21 protein-coding genes are annotated in these 21,461 nt (G+C 69.7%); 16 read left to right on the top strand and 5 right to left on the bottom strand.

What is annotated here, in order from left to right; genetic code table 11:
* Nucleotides 1-137: 137 nt before the first annotated feature.
* The 4 genes from ACIBO2_RS51195 to ACIBO2_RS51180 all read right to left on the bottom strand — a co-directional run bounded on the left by ACIBO2_RS51195 (nt 138) and on the right by ACIBO2_RS51180 (nt 4,431).
* On the bottom strand, nt 138-983 hold the full coding sequence (locus tag ACIBO2_RS51195) for a hypothetical protein (protein ID WP_358541390.1): 846 nt from the start codon (nt 981-983) through the stop codon (nt 138-140).
* Nucleotides 983-1,771 carry a MerR family transcriptional regulator gene (locus tag ACIBO2_RS51190; protein ID WP_397304702.1) on the bottom strand — a complete coding sequence of 263 codons (789 nt, stop codon included), beginning with the start codon at nt 1,769-1,771 and terminating at the stop codon, nt 983-985. The genes ACIBO2_RS51195 and ACIBO2_RS51190 overlap by 1 nt, the downstream gene beginning before the upstream one ends.
* Nucleotides 1,772-2,123: 352 nt before the next feature.
* Complete coding sequence (locus tag ACIBO2_RS51185) at nt 2,124-3,314, bottom strand: MFS transporter (RefSeq protein WP_358540543.1); 1,191 nt, start codon at nt 3,312-3,314, stop codon at nt 2,124-2,126.
* Between the two features lie 85 nt (nt 3,315-3,399).
* Nucleotides 3,400-4,431, bottom strand: coding sequence for a cytochrome P450 (locus tag ACIBO2_RS51180; protein WP_358540545.1), 1,032 nt, complete (start codon nt 4,429-4,431; stop codon nt 3,400-3,402).
* 323 nt (nt 4,432-4,754) lie between these two features.
* Here ACIBO2_RS51180 and ACIBO2_RS51175 point away from each other — a divergent pair, with 323 nt between their 5' ends.
* From ACIBO2_RS51175 to ACIBO2_RS51145, 7 genes are all read left to right on the top strand, one after another.
* A complete protein-coding gene (locus tag ACIBO2_RS51175; RefSeq protein ID WP_357958461.1) occupies nt 4,755-5,018 on the top strand; it encodes a phosphoribosyl-ATP diphosphatase in 264 nt (87 codons plus the stop codon).
* 62 nt (nt 5,019-5,080) lie between these two features.
* Nucleotides 5,081-5,926, top strand: coding sequence for an ATP phosphoribosyltransferase (hisG, locus tag ACIBO2_RS51170; protein WP_358540548.1), 846 nt, complete (start codon nt 5,081-5,083; stop codon nt 5,924-5,926).
* A 43-nt stretch (nt 5,927-5,969) separates the two neighbouring features.
* Nucleotides 5,970-6,617, top strand: a complete 648-nt coding sequence (locus ACIBO2_RS51165; protein ID WP_358540550.1) for a carbonic anhydrase — start codon at nt 5,970-5,972, stop codon at nt 6,615-6,617.
* 69 nt (nt 6,618-6,686) lie between these two features.
* Nucleotides 6,687-7,571 (top strand): ABC transporter ATP-binding protein, encoded by an 885-nt coding sequence (locus ACIBO2_RS51160; RefSeq protein WP_397304701.1) that lies wholly within the window; start codon nt 6,687-6,689, stop codon nt 7,569-7,571.
* Nucleotides 7,571-8,305: an ABC transporter permease gene (locus ACIBO2_RS51155; RefSeq protein ID WP_358540553.1), complete on the top strand. Its 735-nt coding sequence runs from the start codon at nt 7,571-7,573 to the stop codon at nt 8,303-8,305. Before ACIBO2_RS51160 ends, ACIBO2_RS51155 begins: the two co-directional genes overlap by 1 nt.
* On the top strand, nt 8,302-9,435 hold the full coding sequence (locus ACIBO2_RS51150; protein ID WP_358540556.1) for a sensor histidine kinase: 1,134 nt from the start codon (nt 8,302-8,304) through the stop codon (nt 9,433-9,435). The genes ACIBO2_RS51155 and ACIBO2_RS51150 overlap by 4 nt, the downstream gene beginning before the upstream one ends.
* Nucleotides 9,432-10,037, top strand: coding sequence for a response regulator transcription factor (locus tag ACIBO2_RS51145; protein WP_358540559.1), 606 nt, complete (start codon nt 9,432-9,434; stop codon nt 10,035-10,037). The genes ACIBO2_RS51150 and ACIBO2_RS51145 overlap by 4 nt, the downstream gene beginning before the upstream one ends.
* Nucleotides 10,038-10,052: 15 nt before the next feature.
* Here the strand turns inward: ACIBO2_RS51145 and ACIBO2_RS51140 are convergent, their stop codons facing one another.
* On the bottom strand, nt 10,053-11,075 hold the full coding sequence (locus ACIBO2_RS51140; protein ID WP_358540561.1) for an EAL domain-containing protein: 1,023 nt from the start codon (nt 11,073-11,075) through the stop codon (nt 10,053-10,055).
* Between the two features lie 246 nt (nt 11,076-11,321).
* Here ACIBO2_RS51140 and ACIBO2_RS51135 point away from each other — a divergent pair, with 246 nt between their 5' ends.
* The 9 genes from ACIBO2_RS51135 to ACIBO2_RS51095 all read left to right on the top strand — a co-directional run bounded on the left by ACIBO2_RS51135 (nt 11,322) and on the right by ACIBO2_RS51095 (nt 21,443).
* Nucleotides 11,322-11,993 (top strand): acVLRF1 family peptidyl-tRNA hydrolase, encoded by a 672-nt coding sequence (locus ACIBO2_RS51135; RefSeq protein WP_358540563.1) that lies wholly within the window; start codon nt 11,322-11,324, stop codon nt 11,991-11,993.
* Nucleotides 11,994-12,155: 162 nt separating this feature from the next.
* On the top strand, nt 12,156-13,223 hold the full coding sequence (locus tag ACIBO2_RS51130; protein WP_357958489.1) for a LacI family DNA-binding transcriptional regulator: 1,068 nt from the start codon (nt 12,156-12,158) through the stop codon (nt 13,221-13,223).
* Nucleotides 13,224-13,274: 51 nt separating this feature from the next.
* Nucleotides 13,275-13,931: a DUF1961 family protein gene (locus ACIBO2_RS51125; RefSeq protein WP_358540566.1), complete on the top strand. Its 657-nt coding sequence runs from the start codon at nt 13,275-13,277 to the stop codon at nt 13,929-13,931.
* A gap of 123 nt (nt 13,932-14,054) precedes the next feature.
* Nucleotides 14,055-14,684 carry a YesL family protein gene (locus tag ACIBO2_RS51120; protein ID WP_397304700.1) on the top strand — a complete coding sequence of 210 codons (630 nt, stop codon included), beginning with the start codon at nt 14,055-14,057 and terminating at the stop codon, nt 14,682-14,684.
* Nucleotides 14,681-16,228 carry an extracellular solute-binding protein gene (locus ACIBO2_RS51115; protein WP_358540571.1) on the top strand — a complete coding sequence of 516 codons (1,548 nt, stop codon included), beginning with the start codon at nt 14,681-14,683 and terminating at the stop codon, nt 16,226-16,228. The genes ACIBO2_RS51120 and ACIBO2_RS51115 overlap by 4 nt, the downstream gene beginning before the upstream one ends.
* A gap of 55 nt (nt 16,229-16,283) precedes the next feature.
* Nucleotides 16,284-17,255 carry an ABC transporter permease subunit gene (locus ACIBO2_RS51110; RefSeq protein WP_358540574.1) on the top strand — a complete coding sequence of 324 codons (972 nt, stop codon included), beginning with the start codon at nt 16,284-16,286 and terminating at the stop codon, nt 17,253-17,255.
* Nucleotides 17,256-17,266: 11 nt separating this feature from the next.
* The gene (locus ACIBO2_RS51105; protein ID WP_225291347.1) at nt 17,267-18,151 is read left to right on the top strand and encodes a carbohydrate ABC transporter permease; all 885 of its coding nucleotides are present in this window, start codon (nt 17,267-17,269) and stop codon (nt 18,149-18,151) included.
* Entirely contained in the window at nt 18,148-18,783 is a 636-nt protein-coding gene (locus ACIBO2_RS51100; protein WP_358540576.1) for a rhamnogalacturonan acetylesterase, read from the top strand. Before ACIBO2_RS51105 ends, ACIBO2_RS51100 begins: the two co-directional genes overlap by 4 nt.
* Nucleotides 18,780-21,443 carry a Tat pathway signal sequence domain protein gene (locus ACIBO2_RS51095; protein WP_397304699.1) on the top strand — a complete coding sequence of 888 codons (2,664 nt, stop codon included), beginning with the start codon at nt 18,780-18,782 and terminating at the stop codon, nt 21,441-21,443. The genes ACIBO2_RS51100 and ACIBO2_RS51095 overlap by 4 nt, the downstream gene beginning before the upstream one ends.
* Nucleotides 21,444-21,461 lie beyond the last annotated feature (18 nt).

The following is a 21,461-nucleotide window of genomic DNA, read 5'->3' as shown; positions in this document are numbered from 1 at the left end:
GACCACCGGTGAGCGCCGGTGGCCGACGCTGATCAACGCACGGCGCTGCCCGCCGTACCCCTTCATCGGGGCTACGGCGGGCAGCGCCGTTTTCTTGCATCGGGGGTACGGCGGGGCCCGTTTCCTGCTGATTGGTCTCAGGATTCGGGCGCGTGTTCCCGGCGGGATCGCAGCGCGTGGATCGCGGCTCCTGGATCGTCGGCGAAGAAGCGGATCACCCTGGCCTCGGCGCGGCGGCCGAGGGGACGGACGGCGATGATCGGTTCGGTCAGTTCGAGGATCAGGTTGGTCTGGGAGGCCACCGCCACGACCAGGCGGTCGCCCTCCACCTTGATCGTGCCGTTCTCGTTGAAGTCGCGGACCTGGCGTACCTGGGCGATCCGCTCGCGGGGGACGCGCAGGTCGAAGAACGCGCCGTAGCGGATGCGTACCTCGTCGGCGGAGACGACGTGGGGCCGGGTGACGCAGGCCGCGATGGCCGCGAGCACGATCAGGACCGTATAGGCGTCGGCCACGAGGAACACGGTGCGCAGGCCGACCGGCGCGCCGAACGCCCGCAGCAGGATCTCCGCGACGATCAGCTCCACGACCATCGCGAACAGGAAGATCATCATCGTGGTGGTCTGCGCGCGGGAGTAGGAGAGGGCGGTGGCGCCGTACGGCACGCCGTGGCGACGCCGCGCGACCCACAGGACGAGGCTGACCATGCCCTTCACGTCGAACCCCATGATCCGCCGCACCTGGTCGGGGACCAGCCGCCCATAGGCCGCCCGTAACGCCGTCCGCCGGTCCGCGCCGCCTCGGCGCTCGGCTCCGAACAGCCGGTACAGGGTCGCCGCCTCCAGGACGAGCACGGCGACGACGGCCGCCTCGGCCGCCGCGACCAGCGGGCCGGGCAGCGACACGCCGGACACGAGCAGGACCGCGAGCAGCAGCTCCATGGGCACCATGGCGAACAGCACGGCGCGCGCGATCCGCACCATCACGCTCGCTCCTTCAGCATGACCATGACCAGCCGGAACACCTCGGCCTGGGCGGCGGGCAGCTCGCCGTACATCGTCGTCAGCCACTGCCCGCCATCCGCGTCCCCGGGGGTGGGCGGGCGCAGGTGGTCGGGAGCCGCGTCCAGGTTCGCGAGCATCGCCGTCGCCATCTCGTCGGGAAGGTGCGCGGCGAGGTCGGCGGCGAGCGTGGTGACGCGGGGGTCGCCGGGGTCGGCGTCGGCGATCTCGTCCAGCCGCGCGTAGAGGGCGTGTCCCCGCGCGAGCGCCTCGGGCTCGGTGAGCGGGCGGAACAGATCGATGAACTCGGCCCGGTCGGCGGGGTCGGCCACGGTGTCCATCAGCGCCAGCAGCTCCCGGTCCATTTCGGCGAACTTCGAGCCTTCGACGGAGAGATCGCGCAGCACCGTCGCCATTTCCGGCGACACCGTCGAGTCGGGATGCAGGTCCGTCTCCGCCAGGAGCGCGGCCAGCCGGTTCCGTCTGAGGCCGATCGTCTCCTGCTGCCGGGCCAGGTCGGCGTCCAGCTCCAGGAGCACTTCCCGCAGCTCCCGGCCCTGGTCGTCGGCCAGGACGTCGCGGATCTCGTCCAGGGACATGCCCAGCTCGGCCAGCCTGCGTACGCGGGTGAGGGCCACGGCGTCTCGCAGTCGGTACTCTCGGTAGCCGTTGGCCAGCCGTTCGGGCTCGGGGAGAAGGTTCAGGTGGTGGTAGTGGCGCACGGTCCGGGTGGACACCCCGGCCAGCGCGGCAAGCTCGCCGATCCTCATGGGCCCTATTGGACACGTTGACGCTACGACAAGGTCAAGCGGTCACGGTCCGTCGTGGCTGGGGTCCTTTAAGGGGGAAATCCCCTTCGGGGGGAAGGAGCGGGTCCGTTGTGGTTGGCGTCCCTTTGGGAGAGGTGCCTCCCTCGGGGGAGGGAAGGAGCGGGTCCGTTGTGGTTGGCGTCCCTTGGGAGGGGCGCCCCCTTCGGGGGAGAGGAAGGACTCGGCTCGTTGTGGTTGGCGTCCCTCGGGGGGTGCCCCCTTCGGGGGTATCTAGCGGGGGCGGATGGGAGGGATGCTCCCTTCGGGGGTGCGGACGGAACCGGTTCGTTGTGGCCGGCGTCCCGGGGGAGTGCTAGCGGGGGCGGAGCAGCGGTACCAGGGCGAGGCCGGCTACCGCGGCGGCCGTGATGACCACCGGCGGTGCGAGTAACTGGGCGGCCGAGCCCGCCACAGCGAAGCCGATGCCCTGCCAGAACATCAGCCCCGCCGTCTGGATGCTCAGCGCCCTGCCCACCACCTCCTCCGGGGCCGCGTCCATGAGGAGCTGGTCCAGCCCCAGGTGATGCGCCAGGCCCATGCCCGACAGCACGAGCAGCCCGAGCGCGAGCGACAGTCCGGGGCGCAGGCCGAAGGCGAGTTGCGGCAGGAACATCAGCAGTGCCAGCGGCACGACCAGCCGCAGCCGGCGGGCGGGCGAGGGGATCCACAGGCACAGGAGCTCACCCAAGACCGTGCCGACCGGCAGGGCCGACATCAGCAGCCCCAGCCCCACCGTCCCGAACCCGGCCAGGTGGGCGTACGGCGCCGCCAGCGCCTCGGGTGTCACCCCGATGGCGGGCACGGCCCAGCCGAACACCAGGACGCGGCGCAGCCGTACCAGCCGGAAGACCCGCCCGAGCCCCGCCAGCGAGTCGCGTACGAGCGAGAGCGACCGGGCCGAGGCGGCGGCGGGACGGGCCTCGACCCCCACGGTGAGCAGCGCCGCCGACGCCAGGAAGGCGCCCGTGTTGAGCAGGAGGGCGGCGCGCGGGGCCAGCGCGATGAGCAGCAGCCCGCCGAGCGCGAACCCGCCCACCTGCGCGCCCTGTGCCACCAGCCGGAACAGGCTGCGGCCCGCGATGTAGACCTCGCCGTCGAGGACGCGCGGCAGCACCGCGGCCCGCGCGCCCGCGAAGACCGGAGCCACCAGGCCCATCCCGAACGCCAGCGCCAGCACGACGCCCACGGGTAAGCCGGGCAGCGCCATGGCCGCGGCCAGTGCGGCCGTCGTCAGGTTGCAGCCCACCAGCAGGCGCCGGATCACCACCCGGTCGGCCAGCGCCGACAGCAGCACTCCGCCGAACAGGTAGGGGACGAACGCCACGGTGAACACCAGCGCCGCCAGGAAGGGCGAGCCGGTCTGGCGGTAGATCAGCACGGTGAGGGCGAACTGGGTCACGATCGTGCCCAGCATGCAGACGACGTGCGACAGGAAGATCGCCCGGAACTCGGGCACGGCCAGCGCGTCCCGGTATCGGGCGCGGGCGGGCGCCGGCTGGTTCATCGAGTTCCCCCCAGGTGAAGTGTCGGTCGCCGTGGTCTGCCCCGACCACGGCGACCGTCGGTCAGTAGGCGTATCGCATGGCTGGTCACCTCCCCAGCTCGACGGGCAGAGTCCGTACCCCGCGCAGGGTGCCGCTGTCCCACATCACCGGCTCGGCGCACGGCCCGATGGCCGGGTAGCCGCGGGCGAGCTCCGTGAACAGCGCCCTGGTCTGCATGGCGGCGACACCGGCCCCCAAACAGGCGTGCAGGCCGCGGCCGAAGCCGAGGTGGGGGTTGGGGGTACGGTCCAGTCGAAGGGCGTCGGGGTCGGAGAAGGCGGCGGGGTCGCGGTTGGCGGCCCCGATGATCAAGGTCACACCCTCTCCCTTGCGGACCTTCCGGCCGCCGACCTCGGTGTCGGTCAGGCAGCCGCGGGCGAGCACCTGGACCTGGCTGGTATAGCGAATCAACTCTTCAACCGCTAAATCGGGATTTTTGGAGAATTCGCGGAGGCTGTCGGGATTGTCGGTCAGGGCCAGGAGCGAGAGCGTCAGCAACCGGGCCGAGGATTCGAAGCCGGCGTGGAAGGTGGAGCGGAGCGAATTCAGCACCAGGCGGCGGTCGACACTAGCGCTGGGGAGCTTTTTGCTGATATATGCGAACATGCCGTCCGGGCGATGCTCGACCATCCAGCGTTCTATTAACGCGTCGAGTTCGGCCCGCGCGGCCAGGCCCGCCGGTATCACCTCGGGGCGCAGACCGCCGTCCATGGTGTCGATGACGGGTGGGGAAACGGAGTTGAGCCAGTCGAGGTCCGGCGGATCCACTCCCAGGACCTCACAGATCGTCTCCACGGTCAGCGGGATGGCCAGCCGGTGGACGAAGTCGAACTCGGTGCCCGCCAGCGCCGCCAGGTGCCGCCGTACCCGCTGCTCGGTGCGTTCGGCCAGCGCCGCGTGGTCCTGGGCCCGGTAGGCGGCGGTGAGCAGCCGCCGTACGGGCGGGTGGTCGGGCGGATCGACGGTCTGCAACATGACCAGCTCGGCGGGCGTCCGCTCGCCGAGCCGCCGCCAGTCGGAGGTGAAACGGTCCAGCCCTTTGAGTACGGCGGCGCAGTCGGCATACCGGGTGAGCACCCAGGTGCCGAGTTCGCCATACCAGAAGAACGGCTCCGTTTCTCGCCAGGCGGCATAGACGGGTGCTGGATTTCGGAGTACTTCCGGTTTTAGTAGAACACGGAGCGAATGCGGAAAGGGACTTTCCGTCGACACTAAGTCTCCATAAATCGCTAAAAATTGCGCCAAACAATTGATTTAGCCGGTGTGACAATAGAGGAGTAAGAAGTGGTAGTCAACAGCGCTATAGCCGCGCGGGCGTCTCGCGTGGCGGACAGGGGTCCGTTGACCCACGCGCGCAGACTAGGCTTGTCACGCATGCCAGCCGACCAACGAGAGAGATCATGAAGACCTTCGAAGAGCTGTTCGCCGAGCTGTCAGAGAAGGCACGCACCCGACCCGAGGGTTCGGGCACCGTGGCCGCCCTCGACGCCGGCGTCCATGCCATCGGCAAGAAGGTCGTCGAGGAGGCCGCCGAGAGCTGGATGGCCGCCGAGCACGAGTCGAGTGACCGAGCCGCCGAGGAGATCTCCCAGCTGCTCTACCACGTTCAGGTGCTCATGCTCGCCAAGGGCATCGGGCTGGACGAGGTGTACAAGCATCTCTAGGGCGCCCGCGCCCGTCAGCCCGTACACCTAACAGCCCGCGAGACACCAAGGACACCACGGACATGTTGCGTCTGGCCGTACCCAACAAGGGCGCGCTCAGTGAGGCCGCCCAGACCATGCTCAAGGAGGCCGGCTACCGGACCCGCAAGGACAGCAAGGAGCTCGTCGTCGTCGACGAGGACAACGGTTGCGAGCTGTTCTTCCTGCGCCCGCGCGACATCGCGGTCTACGTCGGCGAGGGCACGCTCGACGCCGGCATCACCGGCCGGGACATGCGCATCGACTCCGGCGCCCCCGTCGAGGAGATCATGCCGCTCGGCTTCGGCGGCTCCACCTTCCGGCTGGCCGCCAGGGCGGGTGCCATGACGTCGGTCAAGGACCTCGACGGCCTGCGCATCGCCACCTCCTACGCGGGGTTGCTCGGCAAATATCTGTCGGAGTCCGGCGTCGACGCCCGCGTCATCAAGCTCGACGGCGCGGTCGAGACGGCCATCAGGCTGGGCGTCGCCGACGCGGTCGCCGACGTCGTGGAGACCGGCACCACCCTGCGCAACGTCGGCCTGGAGGTGTTCGGCGAGCCGATCATGCGCTCCGAGGCCGTGCTGATCAGGCAGCAGGGCAACGGCGCCGACACCGGCATCGAGCAGCTCGTGCGCCGCCTGCAGGGCGTCGTGCACGCCCGCGACTTCGTGATGATGGACTACGACATCCGCGCCGAGCGGATCGAGGAGGCCATCGCGCTCACGCCCGGCATGGAGGGGCCCACGGTCTCGCCGCTGCACCGCGAGGGCTGGGTCGCCGTCCGGGTGATGGTCCGGCGGCGCGGGCACCAGCAGGTGATGGACCAGCTCTGGGAGATCGGGGCAAGGGCCATCCTGGCCACCGACATCTACGCCTGCCGCCTCTGAGATCTGTCCGCTAGGTGATGTCCCGTCCGGGAATCACCTAGCTGTGGGTGACGAAACGCTTGCTCGTAGTTATGTCCCGTTCTGTGATGCCGCCGCCTTGCAGGCCTGGGCGGCACTGCAGCGCGGTAACCGGCGCTGGGCGGCGGGCGCGTCCCGCCGCCCCCGCCAGGATCCCGCCCGCAGGAAGCAGGTGGCGGCGGAACAGTCTCCCTACGCGGTGGTGCTGTCGTGCATCGACTCGCGGGTGCCGCCCGAGGTCGTCTTCGACGCCGGGCTGGGCGATCTGCTCGTCGTCCGTACGGCGGCGCACACCGTCGACCGGCTCGTCACCGCGGCGGTCCAATTCGGCCCGCAGGACTTACGCGCCAGCCTCGTCGTCGTCCTGGGACACCAGCGCTGCGGCGCCGTCATCGCGGCGGCCAGGGCGCTGCGCGAGCGGGAGACACTGCCCGGAGAACTGCCCAGCATCGTCGCCGCCCTCGAACCCGTCTACACCGGCTCTAGCGGCGAGGTGGACGACGGCGAGGTTGACGACGGCGAGGTTGACGACGGCGAGGTGGACGACATGGTTCGGGCGCACATCGTACGGACAGTGTTGGGGCTGAGGGCCGACACCCTGTTATCCCGCAAGGCCACCGTGGTCGGCGCCTACTACAGCCTCGACACCGGGCTGGTGCGGCGCGTCGCCTGACAAATGTCACCGTCAACCCCGGAAGTAACGCACTAACCAGGCAAGATCCACCGCCCTAGCGTTGATGTCATGAACGCCATCGTGTTCGACCACGTCAGCAAGGACTACGGGGACGTCCTTGCCGTCGATGATGTGTCCCTGGAGATAGAGCCCGGCAAGACCGTGGCCCTGCTCGGCCCCAACGGCGCCGGCAAGTCGACCTCCATCAACATGCTGCTCGGCCTGCTGCGGCCCTCCAGGGGGACGGTCAGCGTGTACGGCCGCACTCCCCGCCAGGCGGTCGCGGCCGGCCAGATGGGCGCCATGCTGCAGAGCGGCCAGCTCATCCCCGAGCTGACGGTCCAGGAGCTCATCGACCTGGTCCGCAACCTGTACCCCCAGCCGCTGGACCTGGCGGAGATCCTCAAGCTGGCCGACCTCACCGACCTGGTGAAGCGGCGCGCGAACAAGCTGTCGGGCGGCCAGTCCCAGCGCGTCAGGTTCGCCCTGGCGATCGCGGGCGCGCCCAAGACGCTGCTGCTGGACGAGCCGACCGCGGCCATGGACGTGGAGTCCCGGCTGCGGTTCTGGGAGAGCATGCGCGCCTACGCGGCGGGCGGGCGGACCGTGCTCTTCGCCACGCACTACCTGGAGGAGGCCGACGAGCACTCCGACCGGGTGATCGTCATCGCCAGGGGCAAGGTGGTCGCCGACGGCACCGCCGCGCAGATCAAGGCGGGCGTCGGCGGGCAGGTCATCCGCTTCACCCTCGGCGAGCAGCCCGCGGCCGGGCTCGACCTGCTGCCCGGCGTCACGGCGGTGGAGATCGCCGCGGGCACGGCCACGCTGCGTACCTCCGACGCCGACGCGACCCTCGCCGGCCTCTACCGGGGCACCACGCTCGACGTGCGCGGCCTGAACCTCGCCGGCGCCGACCTAGAGGACGCCTTCCTCGCCCTCACCAGGGAGTCCTGATGCTCTATTACGCCAAGACCGAGGCGCTGCGGATGTTGCGCAACCGCCGGTACATCATCTTCGTGGTGTTGTTCCCCGTCGTGTTCTACCTGATCAACGCCAACATCTACGGCACCCAGACGGACTCGGCCGGCGTGCGGATGAGCACTTACCTGCTGGTGTCGATGGCCGCCTACGGCGCGCTCGCCTCGTCCATGATGAGCTCGGCCGTGCCCTGGGCGCAGGAGCGTCAGTCCGGCTGGCTGCGTCAGCTGCAGATCACCCCGCTGCCGAGCTGGGCGATCATCGTCACCAAGCTCGGCGCCGCGATGGTCCTCGTGCTGCCGTCCCTGCTGCTGGTCAGCGTGGCGGCCGTGCTGCAGCAGGGCGTGTCGATGCCCGCCGGCCAGTGGGTGGCGCTGCTGCTGTCGTTGTGGGTGGGGGCGATCCCGTTCATCGCGCTCGGGTTGTTCATCGGCTCCCTGCTGAGCGCCGACGCCGCCCAGCCCGCCGCGATGATCTGTATGTTCGCCCTGTCGCTGCTCGGCGGCCTCTGGTTTCCCATCGACGCCATCGGCGGCACGATGCGGACCATCGCCGGCTTCATGCCTTCCTACCACTACGCCAGCCTCGGCTGGAACGTGATCGCGGGCCACGGCGTGTCCATGTCCGACGCGCTGATCGTGGTGGCGTGGGGGATCGTGCTCGGCGGCGCGGCCGCCTACGCCTACCGGCGGGCTACTGTTCGGGCATGAGCTGGACCAACCGGTTTACCTTCGGCGGGACGGGTGAGACCTCGTCCCGCTACCGGCGGCTGTACGGGATCTGCTTCGGCATGGTCTACCTGTTCCTCCTGGTGGGGGAGATCCTGAGCGGGGAGTTCCACGGGGCCAAGGCCGTCTGGGCGTGGCTGTCTCTGATCGCGTTCGTGATCTCGTACCTGGCGACCGTCGTGAGCCCGCGCAGCATGACGGAGCGGTCGCGGTCGACGTACCCGCTGCTCGCCCTCACCACGGCGCAGGCGGTGGTCGGCGCGTTGGTCTTCGGCGGCGGCTGGCTGGCCCTGCCCATCTACTCCACGGTGCTCTTCGCCATGATCCTCCCGCCCCGGCGGGCGGGCTTCGGCATCGCCGGAATGCTGGCGGTCGTCGTCGGCGGCGGGCTGCTGCACCATTCCGACAGCACCACCCTCCTCATCCTGGGGATGGAGGTGGTCACGCTGGGCGTGCTGTTCATCGGCGTACGCAACACCAGGCTGCTGGCCGTGCAACTTCGCGAGGCGCAGGGCGAGGTGGCCCGGCTCGCCGCGGCGGACGAGCGGCTGCGCATCGCCCGCGACCTGCACGACCTGCTCGGCCACAGCCTTTCGCTGATCGTGCTCAAGAGCGAGCTGGCCGGGCGGCTGGCCGAGGACTCCCCGAAGGTGCACCAGGAGATCCAGGACATCGAGACCGTCGCCAGGAAGGCGCTGACGGAGGTGCGCGAGGCCGTCACCGGTTACCGGCAGCGCAGCCTGCCGGAAGAGCTCGACAACGCCAGGGCCGTGCTGCGGGCGGCGGGCGTGGAGCCACTGGTGCGGGTCTCGGGCACGCCGCTGCCCGGCCTGCTCGACGGCCTGTTCGGCTGGGCGGTACGCGAGGGCACCACCAACGTCGTACGGCACGCGCGGGCGCGTCGCTGCCGGATCGAGGTGACGCACGACGGCGAACACGCCATCCTGGAGATCATGGACGATGGGCAGGGCGAGGAGCCGGTCCGGCTCGGCAGTGGTTTACAGGGGCTGACCGAACGGGTGCGCGAAGCGGGCGGGAACGTCGAGGTGGGCCCGGGGGCCAAGGCGGGCTTCCGGCTGCGGGTGCTGGTCCCCGTGGGAGCGGCGGCGTGATCCGCGTGATCCTGGCCGAGGACCAGGCCATGGTACGCGGCGCCCTGGCGTCGCTGCTCGGCCTGGAGCCCGACATCGAGGTCGTCGGCGAGGCGGCCGACGGCGAGGCGGCCGTGGCCGTCGCGGTCCAGAAACTCCCTGACATCGCGCTGCTCGACATCGAGATGCCCGGCATGGACGGCCTCAGCGCGAGCGCCGAGATCACCTCACAGGTGCCCGGCTGCCGGGTGATGATCCTGACCACGTTCGGCCGTCCCGGTTACCTGCGGACCGCCATGGAGGCGGGGGCGGTGGCCTTCCTGGTCAAGGACAGCCCGGCCCGGGAGCTGGCGGCGGCGATCAGGCGCGTACACGCGGGGGAGCGCGTCATCGACCCGGGCCTGGCGGCGGCGGCGCTCAGCGCGGGGCCCAATCCGCTGTCGGCGCGCGAACGGGACGTGCTGGCCGCCGCGGTGGACGGCTCGACCATCGGCGACATCGCCCGGCACCTGCACCTGTCGGAGGGCACCGTGCGCAACTACCTGTCGTCGGCCATCCAGAAGACGCACGCCCGCAACCGCATCGAGGCGGTCCAGCGCGCCAAGTCACAGGGGTGGCTCTGAGACCGTCTGGATTGATCATCCTGCCCAGGCCACGTGCCGGATGAGGTCCGACACCCGCACGATGCCCAGGCAGCGGTTCAGCTCGTCGGTCACCACCAGGTCGTCGTAGACGCGGCCGGAGTCCTGGCCGGCCGCCCGCATGGCCGCCACGGCCGGGGTGGTCTTCGGCACCGTGCGCGGCGGGTCGGCCAGGCGCTGGGCGGGCTTCGCGCCGTGCAGCGCGTGCCCGTAGCGGGCCGCGAACGACAGCAGGAACCGGCTGCGGTCAAGGCTCCCCTTGGGCCGCTGGTACTCGTCCACCAGGATCACACTGGTGATCGACGGCTCGTGCCCGAACGCCGCCACCACCTCCTCCGCCTTGGCCCCGGCGGGCAGCGTCACGGCGGGCAGCAGGAACTCCTGCACGCGCGGCCCGAGCTGTACCGTGGCCGACGGCTCCTCGGTGGGCGGGAGCGGCACCCGTACCTTCCCGTCGGGTCCCGGGCTCAGCAGCGGCCCGCAGGCCAGCCGCACCTCCCAGCCGCGCACCGCGGCCAGCTGCGCCTCGCGCTCGACCCCCGAGACCAGCGCGTGCGCGCCGAGGCCGCGGGCCAGCGCCACGACCGACCGCGCCACCGCCGCCGGCCGGCGGTCGCCCGGCAGCCCTCCGATGGGCTCCGGGGCCAGGGCCAGCAGGTACGGGGAGGCGTCGGCGATGACGTCGAGCGGCACGCTCTCCGCGCCCACGTCGGCGAAGCCCAGCAGGTAGCCGAGGTTGCGCAGCCCGTTGAGCGTCACGGTCAGCAGCGGCCGGTCGGCGGGCCCGCACGGGCCGGTGAGCAGCACGATGGCCTCGCGCGGGTGCCTGCCCGACCGCCGCAGCGCTTCGTGCAGCGGAGCCAGCGCCCCCGCGCCTCCCAGGACGATCCGCATGGGCAGTTCCAGTACGACGGGCAGCGGGTCGGGGCGGAGGTAGCCCGCCGCGTCGATGACCGCCGGGCGCGCGATGACGGCTCCCGTGTCGAGGTCCACCACGGGGCTGGTGAGCAGGGAGGACACGTAGTGATGATGGGCTTGTGACAGGTTCGGCAGAAGTGACTTGAAACGAAATTCACCGATATTTCGTTCAGAGTTCCCGGCCTCCAGGCAGGGGTGGGCGCGGACCTTGGTCGGCTGGATTTTCGGCCACGCGAGCGGCCCTTTTGTGGCGCGCGGGCTGATTGGCTGCTCTTCCAGTCACGCGGGCTCCGGTTGGCCGGCCTTTCGGCACGCGGGCTCCGGTTTCCGGTCGGCTAACCTTCCCCCATGAGCGCGCGACCGGCCAAGGGCGGCGGACGGTGGGTGTCCGTCGTGCCCGAGCGCGTGCACCCGTGGATCGACGGCTTCGCCGATCGGCACGGTCCGTTCGAGGCCACCGGTGACGAGCAGGTCGTGCGCCTGGTGGCCGCCGACGGCGCGCTGGCGGAGCTGCACGTGCCCTTCCCGCCCCTGCCACTGGGGCCACCGTACGTGACCAGGCTTGTCACCCACGCGCGGGCCGATCGGCGCGTGGGGGTGATCCTGGTACGGATGGGCGGCTACGCGACGGGCATGTTCCACGGGTCGCGGCTGGTGGTGTCCAAGGTCGGGTCTCGCCTGGTCCAGGGGCGTACCGCGGCGGGCGGGTGGTCGCAGCAGCGCTTCGCCAGACGCCGCCAGAACCAGGCGGACCAGGCATTCGAGGCGGCGGCCGAGACCGTGGCGCGCGTCCTGTCGCCGTGCCTGGGCGAGCTGGACGCGGTCGTGCTCGGCGGCGATCGCCGGGCCGTTGACGCGCTGCGCGCCGACCGGCGCCTGGCCGGCCTGCTGGCGCTGGAGACGGAGCCGTTCCTCGTCGTCCCCGACCCGAGGCTGGCCGTACTCAAGGACACGCCCGCGCTGTTCCGCGCGGTACGCATCCGCGTGGTGGACCCACCCACCACGGGCGGTGAATCGTAGGCGACATCGTCAGCGGTGACCCCTGAGAGTGACGCCCGTCGGGGGAGCACTGACCGTGCGTGTATGCTCGCCGGAAGATCGGTGTCTTGAGTCGATTCAAAAAGATCATGAGTAAGGCTATGATAAGCCGCGTTCAACAATGGAGCGGCCTCGTGAGGATCAATGTCGACCACGAACATCAAGGAGGTCGCGCAGCGGGCACGCGTCTCCGTGGGCACTGTGAGCAACGTGCTCAACCGCCCCGAGATCGTCTCCCCCGCCACGCGTAAGCGCGTCTTCGACGCGATCCGCGAGCTGGGTTTCGTCCGCAATGAGGTGGCCCGCCACCTGCGGGTCGGCCGCAGCCGCACGGTCGGCCTGATCGTGCTCGACGTGGCCAACCCGTTCTTCGCCGACGTCGCACAAGGCGCCGACGCCCTAGCGGACGAGCACGACACCATGGTGGTGCTGTGCAACAGCGCCGCCGACCCGGCCCGCGAGCTGCGCCATCTCGACCAGCTCGAACAGCAGCGGGTGATGGGCATACTGATCACGCCGGTCGACGCGAGCAGCCCGAGACTGGCGGAGCTCGCCGCCAGGGGTACGCCCGTGGTGCTCGTCGACAGCGCGGCCACCGGGCTCCAGTGCTCGGTGGCGGTCGACGATCGGCTCGGCGGCCACATCGCCGGAGTTCATCTGATCGAGCGGGGACACCGCAAGATCCTGTTCGTCGGCGGGCCGCGGTCGATCAAGCAGGTGGGGGACCGGCATTTAGGGATAACGAGCGCCGTCTCCGAGGCGCGGGACACCGAGCCGGGCGGGGGAGTCGAGCCCGGCGGTGGGCCGGGTGGCGGGGTCGAGCTGATCGCCTGGTTCATGCCCGCGCTGAGCGTGGCCCACGGGCGCATCGCGGGCGAGCGGGTGGCGGCGCTGCCCGTTGAGGAGCGGCCGACGGCCGCCTTCTGCGCCAACGACCTGCTCGCCCTGGGATTCCTGCAGGCCATGGCCGCGCACGGGTTGCGGGTTCCGCATGACATGGCGATCGTCGGCTACGACGACATCGACTTCGCCGCGGCGGCGACCGTGCCCCTGTCGTCGGTCGGCCAGCCGCGCGAGCTGCTCGGGCGTACGGCCATAGACCTGCTGCTGGAGGAGGTGGCGGAGCCTGAGCTGCACCGGCACCGGCAGGTCATCTTCCAGCCGGACCTGGTGGTGCGGCAGTCCAGCGACCTGCACAGGAGTCCACCTTGACAGATACCGCAACCCGGTCGCCGGCCCCGGCGACCCGCACAGGAGCCCACCTTGACGGAGATCTACCACAACCCGCTCGCCGGCCCCGATGACCTGGCGGGATTCCGGCTGGAGGGGGACGGGGCGACGACGTTCCCGATGGGGCGGATGCGGCTGGAGAGCCTCAGACCGCCCGCTGACGGGCAGGCGGCCAACGTGGTGCTGTGGTGCCCCGAGGACCTGCCCGCCGACGTACGGATCGAATGGGACTTCTGGCCGGTCAGGGAGCCGGGGCTGTGCATCATGTTCTTCCATGCCCGCGGCCGGGGTGGTGAGGATCTGTTCGATCCGGGCCTCGCGCCGCGTAACGGGCCGTACGAGCAGTATCACCACGGCGACATCGATGCCTACCACGTGTCCTATTTCCGGCGGATGTGGCCGTCGGAGCGCGCTCTGCACACCTGCAATCTGCGTAAGAGCCACGGGTTTCACCTGGTCACGCAGGGTGCCGACCCGCTGCCCGCGGCGCTGGACGCCGTCGGGCCGTACGCCGTGCGCCTGGACGTCCTGGGCGGCGAGATCACCTTCTCGATCAACGATGTGGTCTCGTTCCGCTGGACGGACGACGGGAGCACGGGTGGCCCCGCGCTGCGTGGCGGCAAGATCGGATTCCGGCAGATGGCCCCGATGATCGGGGAGTATGCGAATCTGCGGGTTTCACGTCATTGACATTGAGTCGATTCAACACTAATTTCGCACCAACCGCCGTTCACCCGTACGAAACGGACTAGGAACGGCGGCGCAACACTCCACCCCCGTGTCCGCGCACACGCCACGAGAAGGTGGTGCCGGATGAACCATCCCGCCACGTCGATCAGAATTCAAGCTGCCTGCTCAGAGCTCATCTGGGCGGCCCGGCTGAACCTCCTCTGGATCGTGTTCACCCTCCTGGGTGGCGTGATCCTCGGGCTCGGGCCCGCCACCGTCGCCGCCTACACGCTGGCACGGCGGCACGGCCAGGGTGAATCGTTTCAGGCTTGGCCGGAATTCTGGACCGTCTACCGGCGGGAGTTCGTCCGCGCCTCGCTGCTGATCCTGCCGGTGGCGGTGCTCGGCACCATTCTCGTGGGCAACTACCTGTACTTCTCCGCTCTCGGGCCCGGCTCGGAAGCGTTGCGGCTCGCGACCTTGGTGGCGATGGTGGCGCTGGCCGGGGTGGGGACCTATCTCGGGCCGCTCTATGCGCACTATGAGCTACCGCTGTGGGCCTACCTGCCCAAAGCGTCGCTGTTAGCGCTCACTCGGCCGGCCTCGTCAGTGGTGCTGCTGTTCGCGCTCGCAACCATCGTCTTCGTGACCTCGGCGGCGCCCGTTCTCACCGCGGTGATCAGCATCGGTGCGTGGATCTATCTCAACACGTGGCTCTGCCTGCGTTTCTTCGAGGAGAACGAGGCGCGCCTGCATTCGAAAGGGAACTCATGAGCGCATCTCGTCGCCGGCTGGTCGCCGGTGCACTAACGCTGACGGCGGCGCTACTCGCGTCCGCGTGCTCCAGCGGCGGTGGGGGGAGTGAGGCCGACAGCGGCACGGTGACCATGATGGTCCCGCTGTTCGGCACGGCCCCCGACCCCAAGGGCGAGATGCAGCAGGCGGTCGAGAAGCTCGTCGGCAAGAAGCTCCAGATCACCTGGGTGCCCAACGCCGACTACAACGACAAGACCAACGTCACGCTGGCCTCGGACAAGATGCCGCAGATCATGGTCATCCAGGGCGACAAGACCTCGTCGTTCGTCCGCGCCGCCCAGGCTGGGGCGTTCTGGGACCTGACCGACAAGCTGGACAAGTATCCGAACCTGAAGAACCGGGACGCGCAGACGGTCCGGAACTCCTCCACCAACGGCAAGATCTACGGTCTCTACCGGATCCGCCCCCTGCTCCGCTCGGCGGTCGTGATCAACAAGCAGTGGATGGAGAAGCTCGGGCTGAAGACGCCTGAGACCGTCGACGACCTCTACGACATCGCCAAGGCGTTCACGGAGAAGGACCCCGACGGCAACGGCAAGAAGGACACCTACGGACTGATCATCCCGAAGTGGCCGTCCCCGCAGTACGCCAGCTCCAGCCCGTACGACGTGATCGAGACCTGGTTCGGCGCCCCGAACGGCTGGGGTGAGCGGGGCGGCAAGCTCGTCCCCGGCTTCGACACCCCCGAGTTCGTCGAGGCGAACAAGTTCGTCAAGAAGATGGTCGACGAGGGCCTGGTCAACCCCGACTACGCCACCCTCGACTCGGCCAAGTGGAACGACCCGTTCATCCAGGGCAAGGGCGGCATCATCATCGATGTCAACGTCCGCGGCACCAACCTCCTCGACCTGCTCAAGGAGCAGGACCCCAACGACTTCGACAAGGTCCTCACGGTCGGCAACCTCAAGCGCTCGGACGGCAAGAAGTTCTCCTCCCCGTTCACCGGCTACAACGGCGTCATCGCCATCCCGCGGCAGAGCGTGCAGACCGAGCAGCAACTCGACGACGTGCTGACGGTCCTGAACAAGATGGCCTCCAAGGAGGGCGGGATCCTGCTGAGCAACGGGCTCGAGGGCCGCAACTTCAAGGTCCAGGACGGCTACGCCGCCCGCGTCAACCAGGACGACCCCAAGGTCAAGCAGATCCAGCAGGACGTGGACAAGGCGTTCATCCAGCTCGGCACCACCGCCAGCGTCGGCCTCGGCGCCTACCCGGACCTCTACCCGGACAAGCCGCACCAGGACCAGGTCACGCTGCGCACCAAGCTGGCCGAAGAGGACCTGAAGACCGCCGTGCACAACCCGGCGCTCCCGGTCATGGCGCCCACCACCATCGCCAAGGGCCAGACCCTTGACCCGATCATCACCGACGCCCGGATCAAGTTCATCTCCGGCGCGATCGACGAGGCGGGGCTGAAGGCGGAGATCAAGCGCTGGTACGACAACGGCGGCACCCAGATCGCCGCCGAGACCAACGACCTGGTCTCCAAGCTCGGCAACTGATCTCGCCCAAGGGGCCCGGGACATTCCCGGGCCCCTTCTGTGAAAGGAGGTGGCTGTGGCCACCGACCTGGCGCCGCCTCCCGTGAAGGCGGCCACCAAGCCCGGGCGTCCCCGCGAGAAGCTGACCTTCCGGACCGCCATGCTGCGTTACCGCTGGCTGTACCTGATGCTGTTGCCCGGTCTCGCGTACTTCGTCGTCTTCAAATACCTGCCGATGTACGGCGTGACCATCGCCTTCCAGGACTTCCTGCCGTTCCTCGGCTACTCCGGCAGCCCGTGGGTCGGCTTCAAGCACTTCGAGGAGCTGTTCAACGGGCCGGACTTCGGCCGCCTGATGTTCAACACGCTCATCCTGGCGCTGCTGACGGCGGTCTTCGTCTTCCCGGCGCCGATCATCGTCGCGCTCATGCTGAACGAGCTGCGGCACAGCGTGCTCAAGCGGTCGATCCAGTCGCTGGTCTACATCCCGCACTTCCTGTCCTGGACGATCGTCGCCTCGCTGACGTACCTGCTGTTCTCCGTGGACTTCGGGGTGATCGCCACCTTCTTCCACGAGCTGCTCGGCGGCAAGAAGGTCGACTATGTGGCCCAGCCCGACTGGTTCCGGCCGATCATCGTCTTCCAGCTGCTGTGGAAGCAGACCGGCTGGGGCACGATCATCTACCTGGCCGCGCTGGCGGGCGTGAACACCGACCTGTACGAGGCGGCCCGCATGGACGGTGCCGGGCGCTTCCGGCAGTTCTGGCACATCACGCTGCCCGCGATCCGGCCCACGATCGTGGTGATGGCCGTCCTGACCTCGGGTCACCTGCTCGACACCGGTTTCGAGCAGATCTGGCTGATGACCGGCGCGCTGAACCGCTCGTCGGCGGACGTGTTCGACACCTTCGTCTACTACATGGGCATCACCCAGGGCGCCTTCAGCTACTCCACGGCCGTCGGCCTGTTCAAGGGACTGGTGGGCGTCCTCCTGATCTTCGGCTCCAACTGGCTGGCCAAGCGCCTCGGCCAGCGTGGCCTGTTCTAAGGAGCGCTTGAATGCCCAACCAGTCGCCCACACACCAGCACACGCTCAGCAGCCGCGTGTTCGATGTGCTCAACATCGCCGTGCTGCTGTTCCTGGCGCTGATCACGATCCTGCCACTGCTGTACGTGCTGGCCGGATCGTTCGCCTCGGAGGCGGAGATCGCCTCGCGGCCGTTCTTCCTGTGGCCGGAGAAGTTCGTCACCACCACCTACGAGTACATCTTCGACTCGGGCACGTTCGTCCGGGCGCTGCTCACCACGATCTGCGTGACGGCGGTGGGCACGGTGGTGCAGGTGCTGCTGACGTTCACGATGGCCTACCCGCTGGCCAAGCGGTACCTGCCGGGACGGACGCTGGTCCTGAACCTGGTCATCTTCACGCTGGTCTTCACCGGCGGCATGATCCCCACCTACCTGGTGGTGCGGGACCTGGGGCTGCTCGACAGCTACTGGGCGCTGATCCTGCCGCTGGCGATCAACCCGTTCTATCTGATCATCGTGAAGAGCTTCTTCCAGGAGCTGCCGCAAGCGCTGGAAGAGGCGGCGCGCATCGACGGCTGCAACGAGATGGGCGTCTTCTTCAAGATCGTGCTGCCCCTGTCGAAGCCGATCATCGCGACGTTCTCGCTGTTCTACGCGGTGGGCATCTGGAACGACTACATGTCGCCGCTGTTGTACATCGACGACTCCAAGAAGTGGACGCTGCAGGTGCTCGTCAGGCAGCTGACCAGCCCTGACGCCCAGAACGCGATGGCCATGCTGGAGTCGGTGTTCTTCCCCACGCAGGGACTGAAGTTCGCGGTGGTCGTCATCGCGACGCTGCCGATCCTGTTCTTCTACCCGTTCCTGCAGAAGCACTTCTCCAAGGGCGTGCTGCTCGGGTCGGTCAAGGAGTGACCCGCACCGTGCTGCTGGCCGGTGACTCGACGGTCGCCTCCTGCCCGGCGTTCGAGGCGCCGATGTCGGGCTGGGGGGCGCAGCTCGGCGCCCATGTCGGCGGCCCGGTGCGCAACTTCGCCAAGGGTGGCGCCACCACGGCCAGCCACCGGGCAGAGGGGTTGTGGGCGGCGCTCCTGCGGGAGGCCGCCCTCGGCGACGTCGTGGTGCTCCAGTTCGGGCACAACGATCAGAAGGAGCCTGACCTGCCGTACCGCGACAACCTTCGCGTCTTCGTCGAGGAGGCGCGTGGGGCGGGCGCGCTGCCGGTGCTGTGTACGCCGGTGCAGCGGCGCAGGTTCGACGGCGATCGGCTGGTGCCGACGCATGGCGACTATCCCGGCCAGGTGCGTGAGCTGGCGGCGGCCGAGGGTCTGCCGCTGATCGACCTGACCACGGCGACCACTGAGCTGTACGAGCGGCTCGGTCCCGAGGGCTCCAAGGCCCTGTTCACCCATTTCGCGTTCACCCATTTCGGGTCCGGCGAGCACCCGCTCCATCCCGACGGCGTCGCCGACGACACCCACTTCTGCTTTCGCGGCGCCGACGAGGTGGCGGCGATCGTCGCCGGGCGACTCAAGGAGATCTGTTGACCGCGCTGAACTGGCTCGACCGGCCCAAGGAACAGGGCGTGACCTGGGGGGTCCCGTGGGCGCGCGGCACGGTGGAGCGCGACTCCCCGTTCGCGCTCACCGATCCCGAGGGCCGCGGGGTGCCGGTGCAGAGCTGGGTGACCGCCACCTGGCCGGACGGGTCGGTCAAGTGGTCGGCGCACGCCATCGGGCCGCAGGCCCAGCCCGCCGCGTCGTACGAGCTGACGGCGGGACGGCTGGCCGCCGACGCGGTCGACAAGGACGATGCGGCGAGACGACCGGGCGCCGACCAGGACGATGCGGCGGGGCAACCTGGCACTGTGCCGGAGCGGCCCGTCACCGTCGTCCGTGCGGGCGGCGTGCTGCGGGTCAGCACCGGGCCCGTCACCTGGACGATCGAGGAGGCGGGCGACACGCTGGCCCGCTCCGTCTCCCACGGCTCCCGCGAGATCGCCAGGGACGTCCGCCTGGTCAGCCTCCACCAGGACGGCCCCACCCCGGACGAGGGCGGTACCGTCACCCGCGAGCAGGCCACGGGCATCGTCCGCGAGGTCACCGTCGAGCAGGACGGACCCGTCCGGGCCGTGATCCGCCTGACGGGCGACCACGGCGGCCGGCTGCCGTTCACCGTCCGCCTGTACTTCTACGCGGGCGCCGAGGACGTACGCGTCATGCACACCTTCGTCTGGGACGGCGACCCGGAGCGCGACTTCCTGGCCGGGCTCGGCCTGCGCGCCGACGTGGTCATGCGCGACGAGCTCCACGACCGCCACGTAAGGCTGGCCGGGCAGGACGGCTTCCTCACCGAGGCGGTACGCGGCCTGACCGGGCTGCGCCGCGACCCGGGGGAAGCTGTACGGCGGGCCCAGGTCGAGGGCAGGCCGTGCGGCCCGATCGGCAACCCCGAGGTGGCGAACCGCCTGCACCTCATCCCCGCCTGGAACGACTACACCCTCGACCAAGCCTCGGCCGACGGCTTCACCCTGCGCAAACGCACCGCCGACGGCCACGCCTGGGTGACCGTTCCGTCGGGCACCCGCTCGGCCGGGTACGGCTACCTCGGCGGCGCGAGCGGCGGCCTCGGCTTCGGCCTGCGTGACTTCTGGCGGCTGCACCCGACCCGGCTCGACGTCAGAGGCGCCGCCACGGACCTGGCCACCGCGACAGTCTGGCTCTGGTCGCCCTCCGCTCCCGCCATGGACCTGCGCTTCTACCACGACGGCATGGGCCAGGACACCTTCGCCGAGCAGCTGGAGGGCCTGGAGATCACCTACGAGGACTACGAGCCGGGCTTCGGCCACGCCCAGGGCATCGCGCGTACCCATGAGCTCACGCTGCGCGTCCACGACGCCACGCCGTCATCAGAGGGCCTGGCCGGGCACGCGGACGCGATGAACGAGCCCGCGCTGCTGGCCGCCGCCCCGCAACGCGTCCGCGAGGCGGGCGTGTTCGGCGACTGGGCGCTGCCCGACCGCGCCACGCCCGCCCATGCCGCGATCGAGGACCGGCTGGACCTGCTGTTCGACTTCTACCGCCGCGAGCGGGAGCAGCGCAGGTGGTACGGGTTCTGGGACTACGGCGACGTCATGCACACCTATGACGCCGACCGGCACACCTGGCGCTACGACGTCGGCGGCTACGCCTGGGACAACTCCGAGCTCTCGCCCGACCTGTGGCTCTGGTACCAGTATCTGCGTACAGGACGGGCCGACGTCTTCCGCTTCGCCGAGGCCATGACCCGCCACACCGGCGAGGTCGACGTCTATCACCTCGGCCGCTGGAAGGGCCTGGGCACCAGGCACAACGTGCAGCACTGGGGATGCAGCGCCAAGCAGCTGCGCATCTCCAACGCCGCCTACCGGCGCGTGTTCTACTACCTGACCGCCGACGAGCGCACCGGCGACCTGCTCGACGAGCTGACCAGGCCGGAGAAGACGTTCCTCGTGATCGACCCCACGCGCAAGGTGCGCGAGGACGTCTACACCCCCGACCCGGCCGCCCTGGCGGTCGGGCTCGGCACCGACTGGGGCGCGCTCGCGGCGGCCTGGCTCACCCGGTGGGAGCGGTACGGCGACGAGCACGCCAAGGACAGACTGCTGGGCACGATGGCCGGCATCGGGGCGCTGCCGCGCGGCTTCCTGACCGGCGAGGCCCGCCTCGACCTGGCCACGGGCCGCTTCGACACCTCGCGGGACCAGATCTCCGTCTCCCACCTGTCGTCGGTCTTCGGGCTGCCCGAGATGTGCTCCGAGCTCATCGCGCTCGACCTGGACGTCCCCGGGTTCGAGCAGGCGTGGCTGGACTACTGCCGGCTCTACCTGGCCTCGGCCGAGCGGCAGGCCGCCGAGGTGGGTCACCCGCTGAGCGGCATCTCGCTGGTGCAGGCGCACAGCCGCCTGGCCGCGTACGCCGCGGCCCGCTCGGGCGACGCCGAGCTGGCGGACCTGGCCTGGCGCAAGTTCTTCCTCGACGAGGGCGACCAGCTCAACCGCAACCCTCTGCAGCGCGAGCCGGACTGGCGCCTGACCCGGGTCGAGGGGCCGCACGTCCTGACGCATGTGCTGGAAGCGCCGTTCGTCTCCACCAACGACGCCGCCCAGTACGGCCTGGCCGCGATCCAGAACCTCGCACTGATCGGAGACCACCTGCCGGCCGATTAAGCAGAGGTGGGGCTCCCG

It is taken from the genome of Nonomuraea sp. NPDC050022 (genome assembly GCF_044460705.1).
Classification (GTDB): domain Bacteria; phylum Actinomycetota; class Actinomycetes; order Streptosporangiales; family Streptosporangiaceae; genus Nonomuraea.
This window is presented reverse-complemented; position numbering and strand designations above follow the sequence as displayed.

Excerpts from the sequence above, each read along its gene's own strand:
- ACIBO2_RS51195 (WP_358541390.1), bottom strand. The coding sequence starts at position 983 with ATGGTGCGGATCGCGCGCGCCGTGCTGTTCGCCATGGTGCCCATGGAG.
- ACIBO2_RS51190 (WP_397304702.1), bottom strand. The coding sequence starts at position 1,771 with ATGAGGATCGGCGAGCTTGCCGCGCTGGCCGGGGTGTCCACCCGGACC.
- ACIBO2_RS51185 (WP_358540543.1), bottom strand. The coding sequence starts at position 3,314 with ATGAACCAGCCGGCGCCCGCCCGCGCCCGATACCGGGACGCGCTGGCC.
- ACIBO2_RS51175 (WP_357958461.1), top strand. The coding sequence starts at position 4,755 with ATGAAGACCTTCGAAGAGCTGTTCGCCGAGCTGTCAGAGAAGGCACGC.
- hisG (WP_358540548.1), top strand. The coding sequence starts at position 5,081 with ATGTTGCGTCTGGCCGTACCCAACAAGGGCGCGCTCAGTGAGGCCGCC.
- ACIBO2_RS51160 (WP_397304701.1), top strand. The coding sequence starts at position 6,687 with ATGAACGCCATCGTGTTCGACCACGTCAGCAAGGACTACGGGGACGTC.
- ACIBO2_RS51155 (WP_358540553.1), top strand. The coding sequence starts at position 7,571 with ATGCTCTATTACGCCAAGACCGAGGCGCTGCGGATGTTGCGCAACCGC.
- ACIBO2_RS51150 (WP_358540556.1), top strand. The coding sequence starts at position 8,302 with ATGAGCTGGACCAACCGGTTTACCTTCGGCGGGACGGGTGAGACCTCG.
- ACIBO2_RS51135 (WP_358540563.1), top strand. The coding sequence starts at position 11,322 with ATGAGCGCGCGACCGGCCAAGGGCGGCGGACGGTGGGTGTCCGTCGTG.
- ACIBO2_RS51130 (WP_357958489.1), top strand. The coding sequence starts at position 12,156 with ATGTCGACCACGAACATCAAGGAGGTCGCGCAGCGGGCACGCGTCTCC.
- ACIBO2_RS51120 (WP_397304700.1), top strand. The coding sequence starts at position 14,055 with ATGAACCATCCCGCCACGTCGATCAGAATTCAAGCTGCCTGCTCAGAG.
- ACIBO2_RS51115 (WP_358540571.1), top strand. The coding sequence starts at position 14,681 with ATGAGCGCATCTCGTCGCCGGCTGGTCGCCGGTGCACTAACGCTGACG.
- ACIBO2_RS51105 (WP_225291347.1), top strand. The coding sequence starts at position 17,267 with ATGCCCAACCAGTCGCCCACACACCAGCACACGCTCAGCAGCCGCGTG.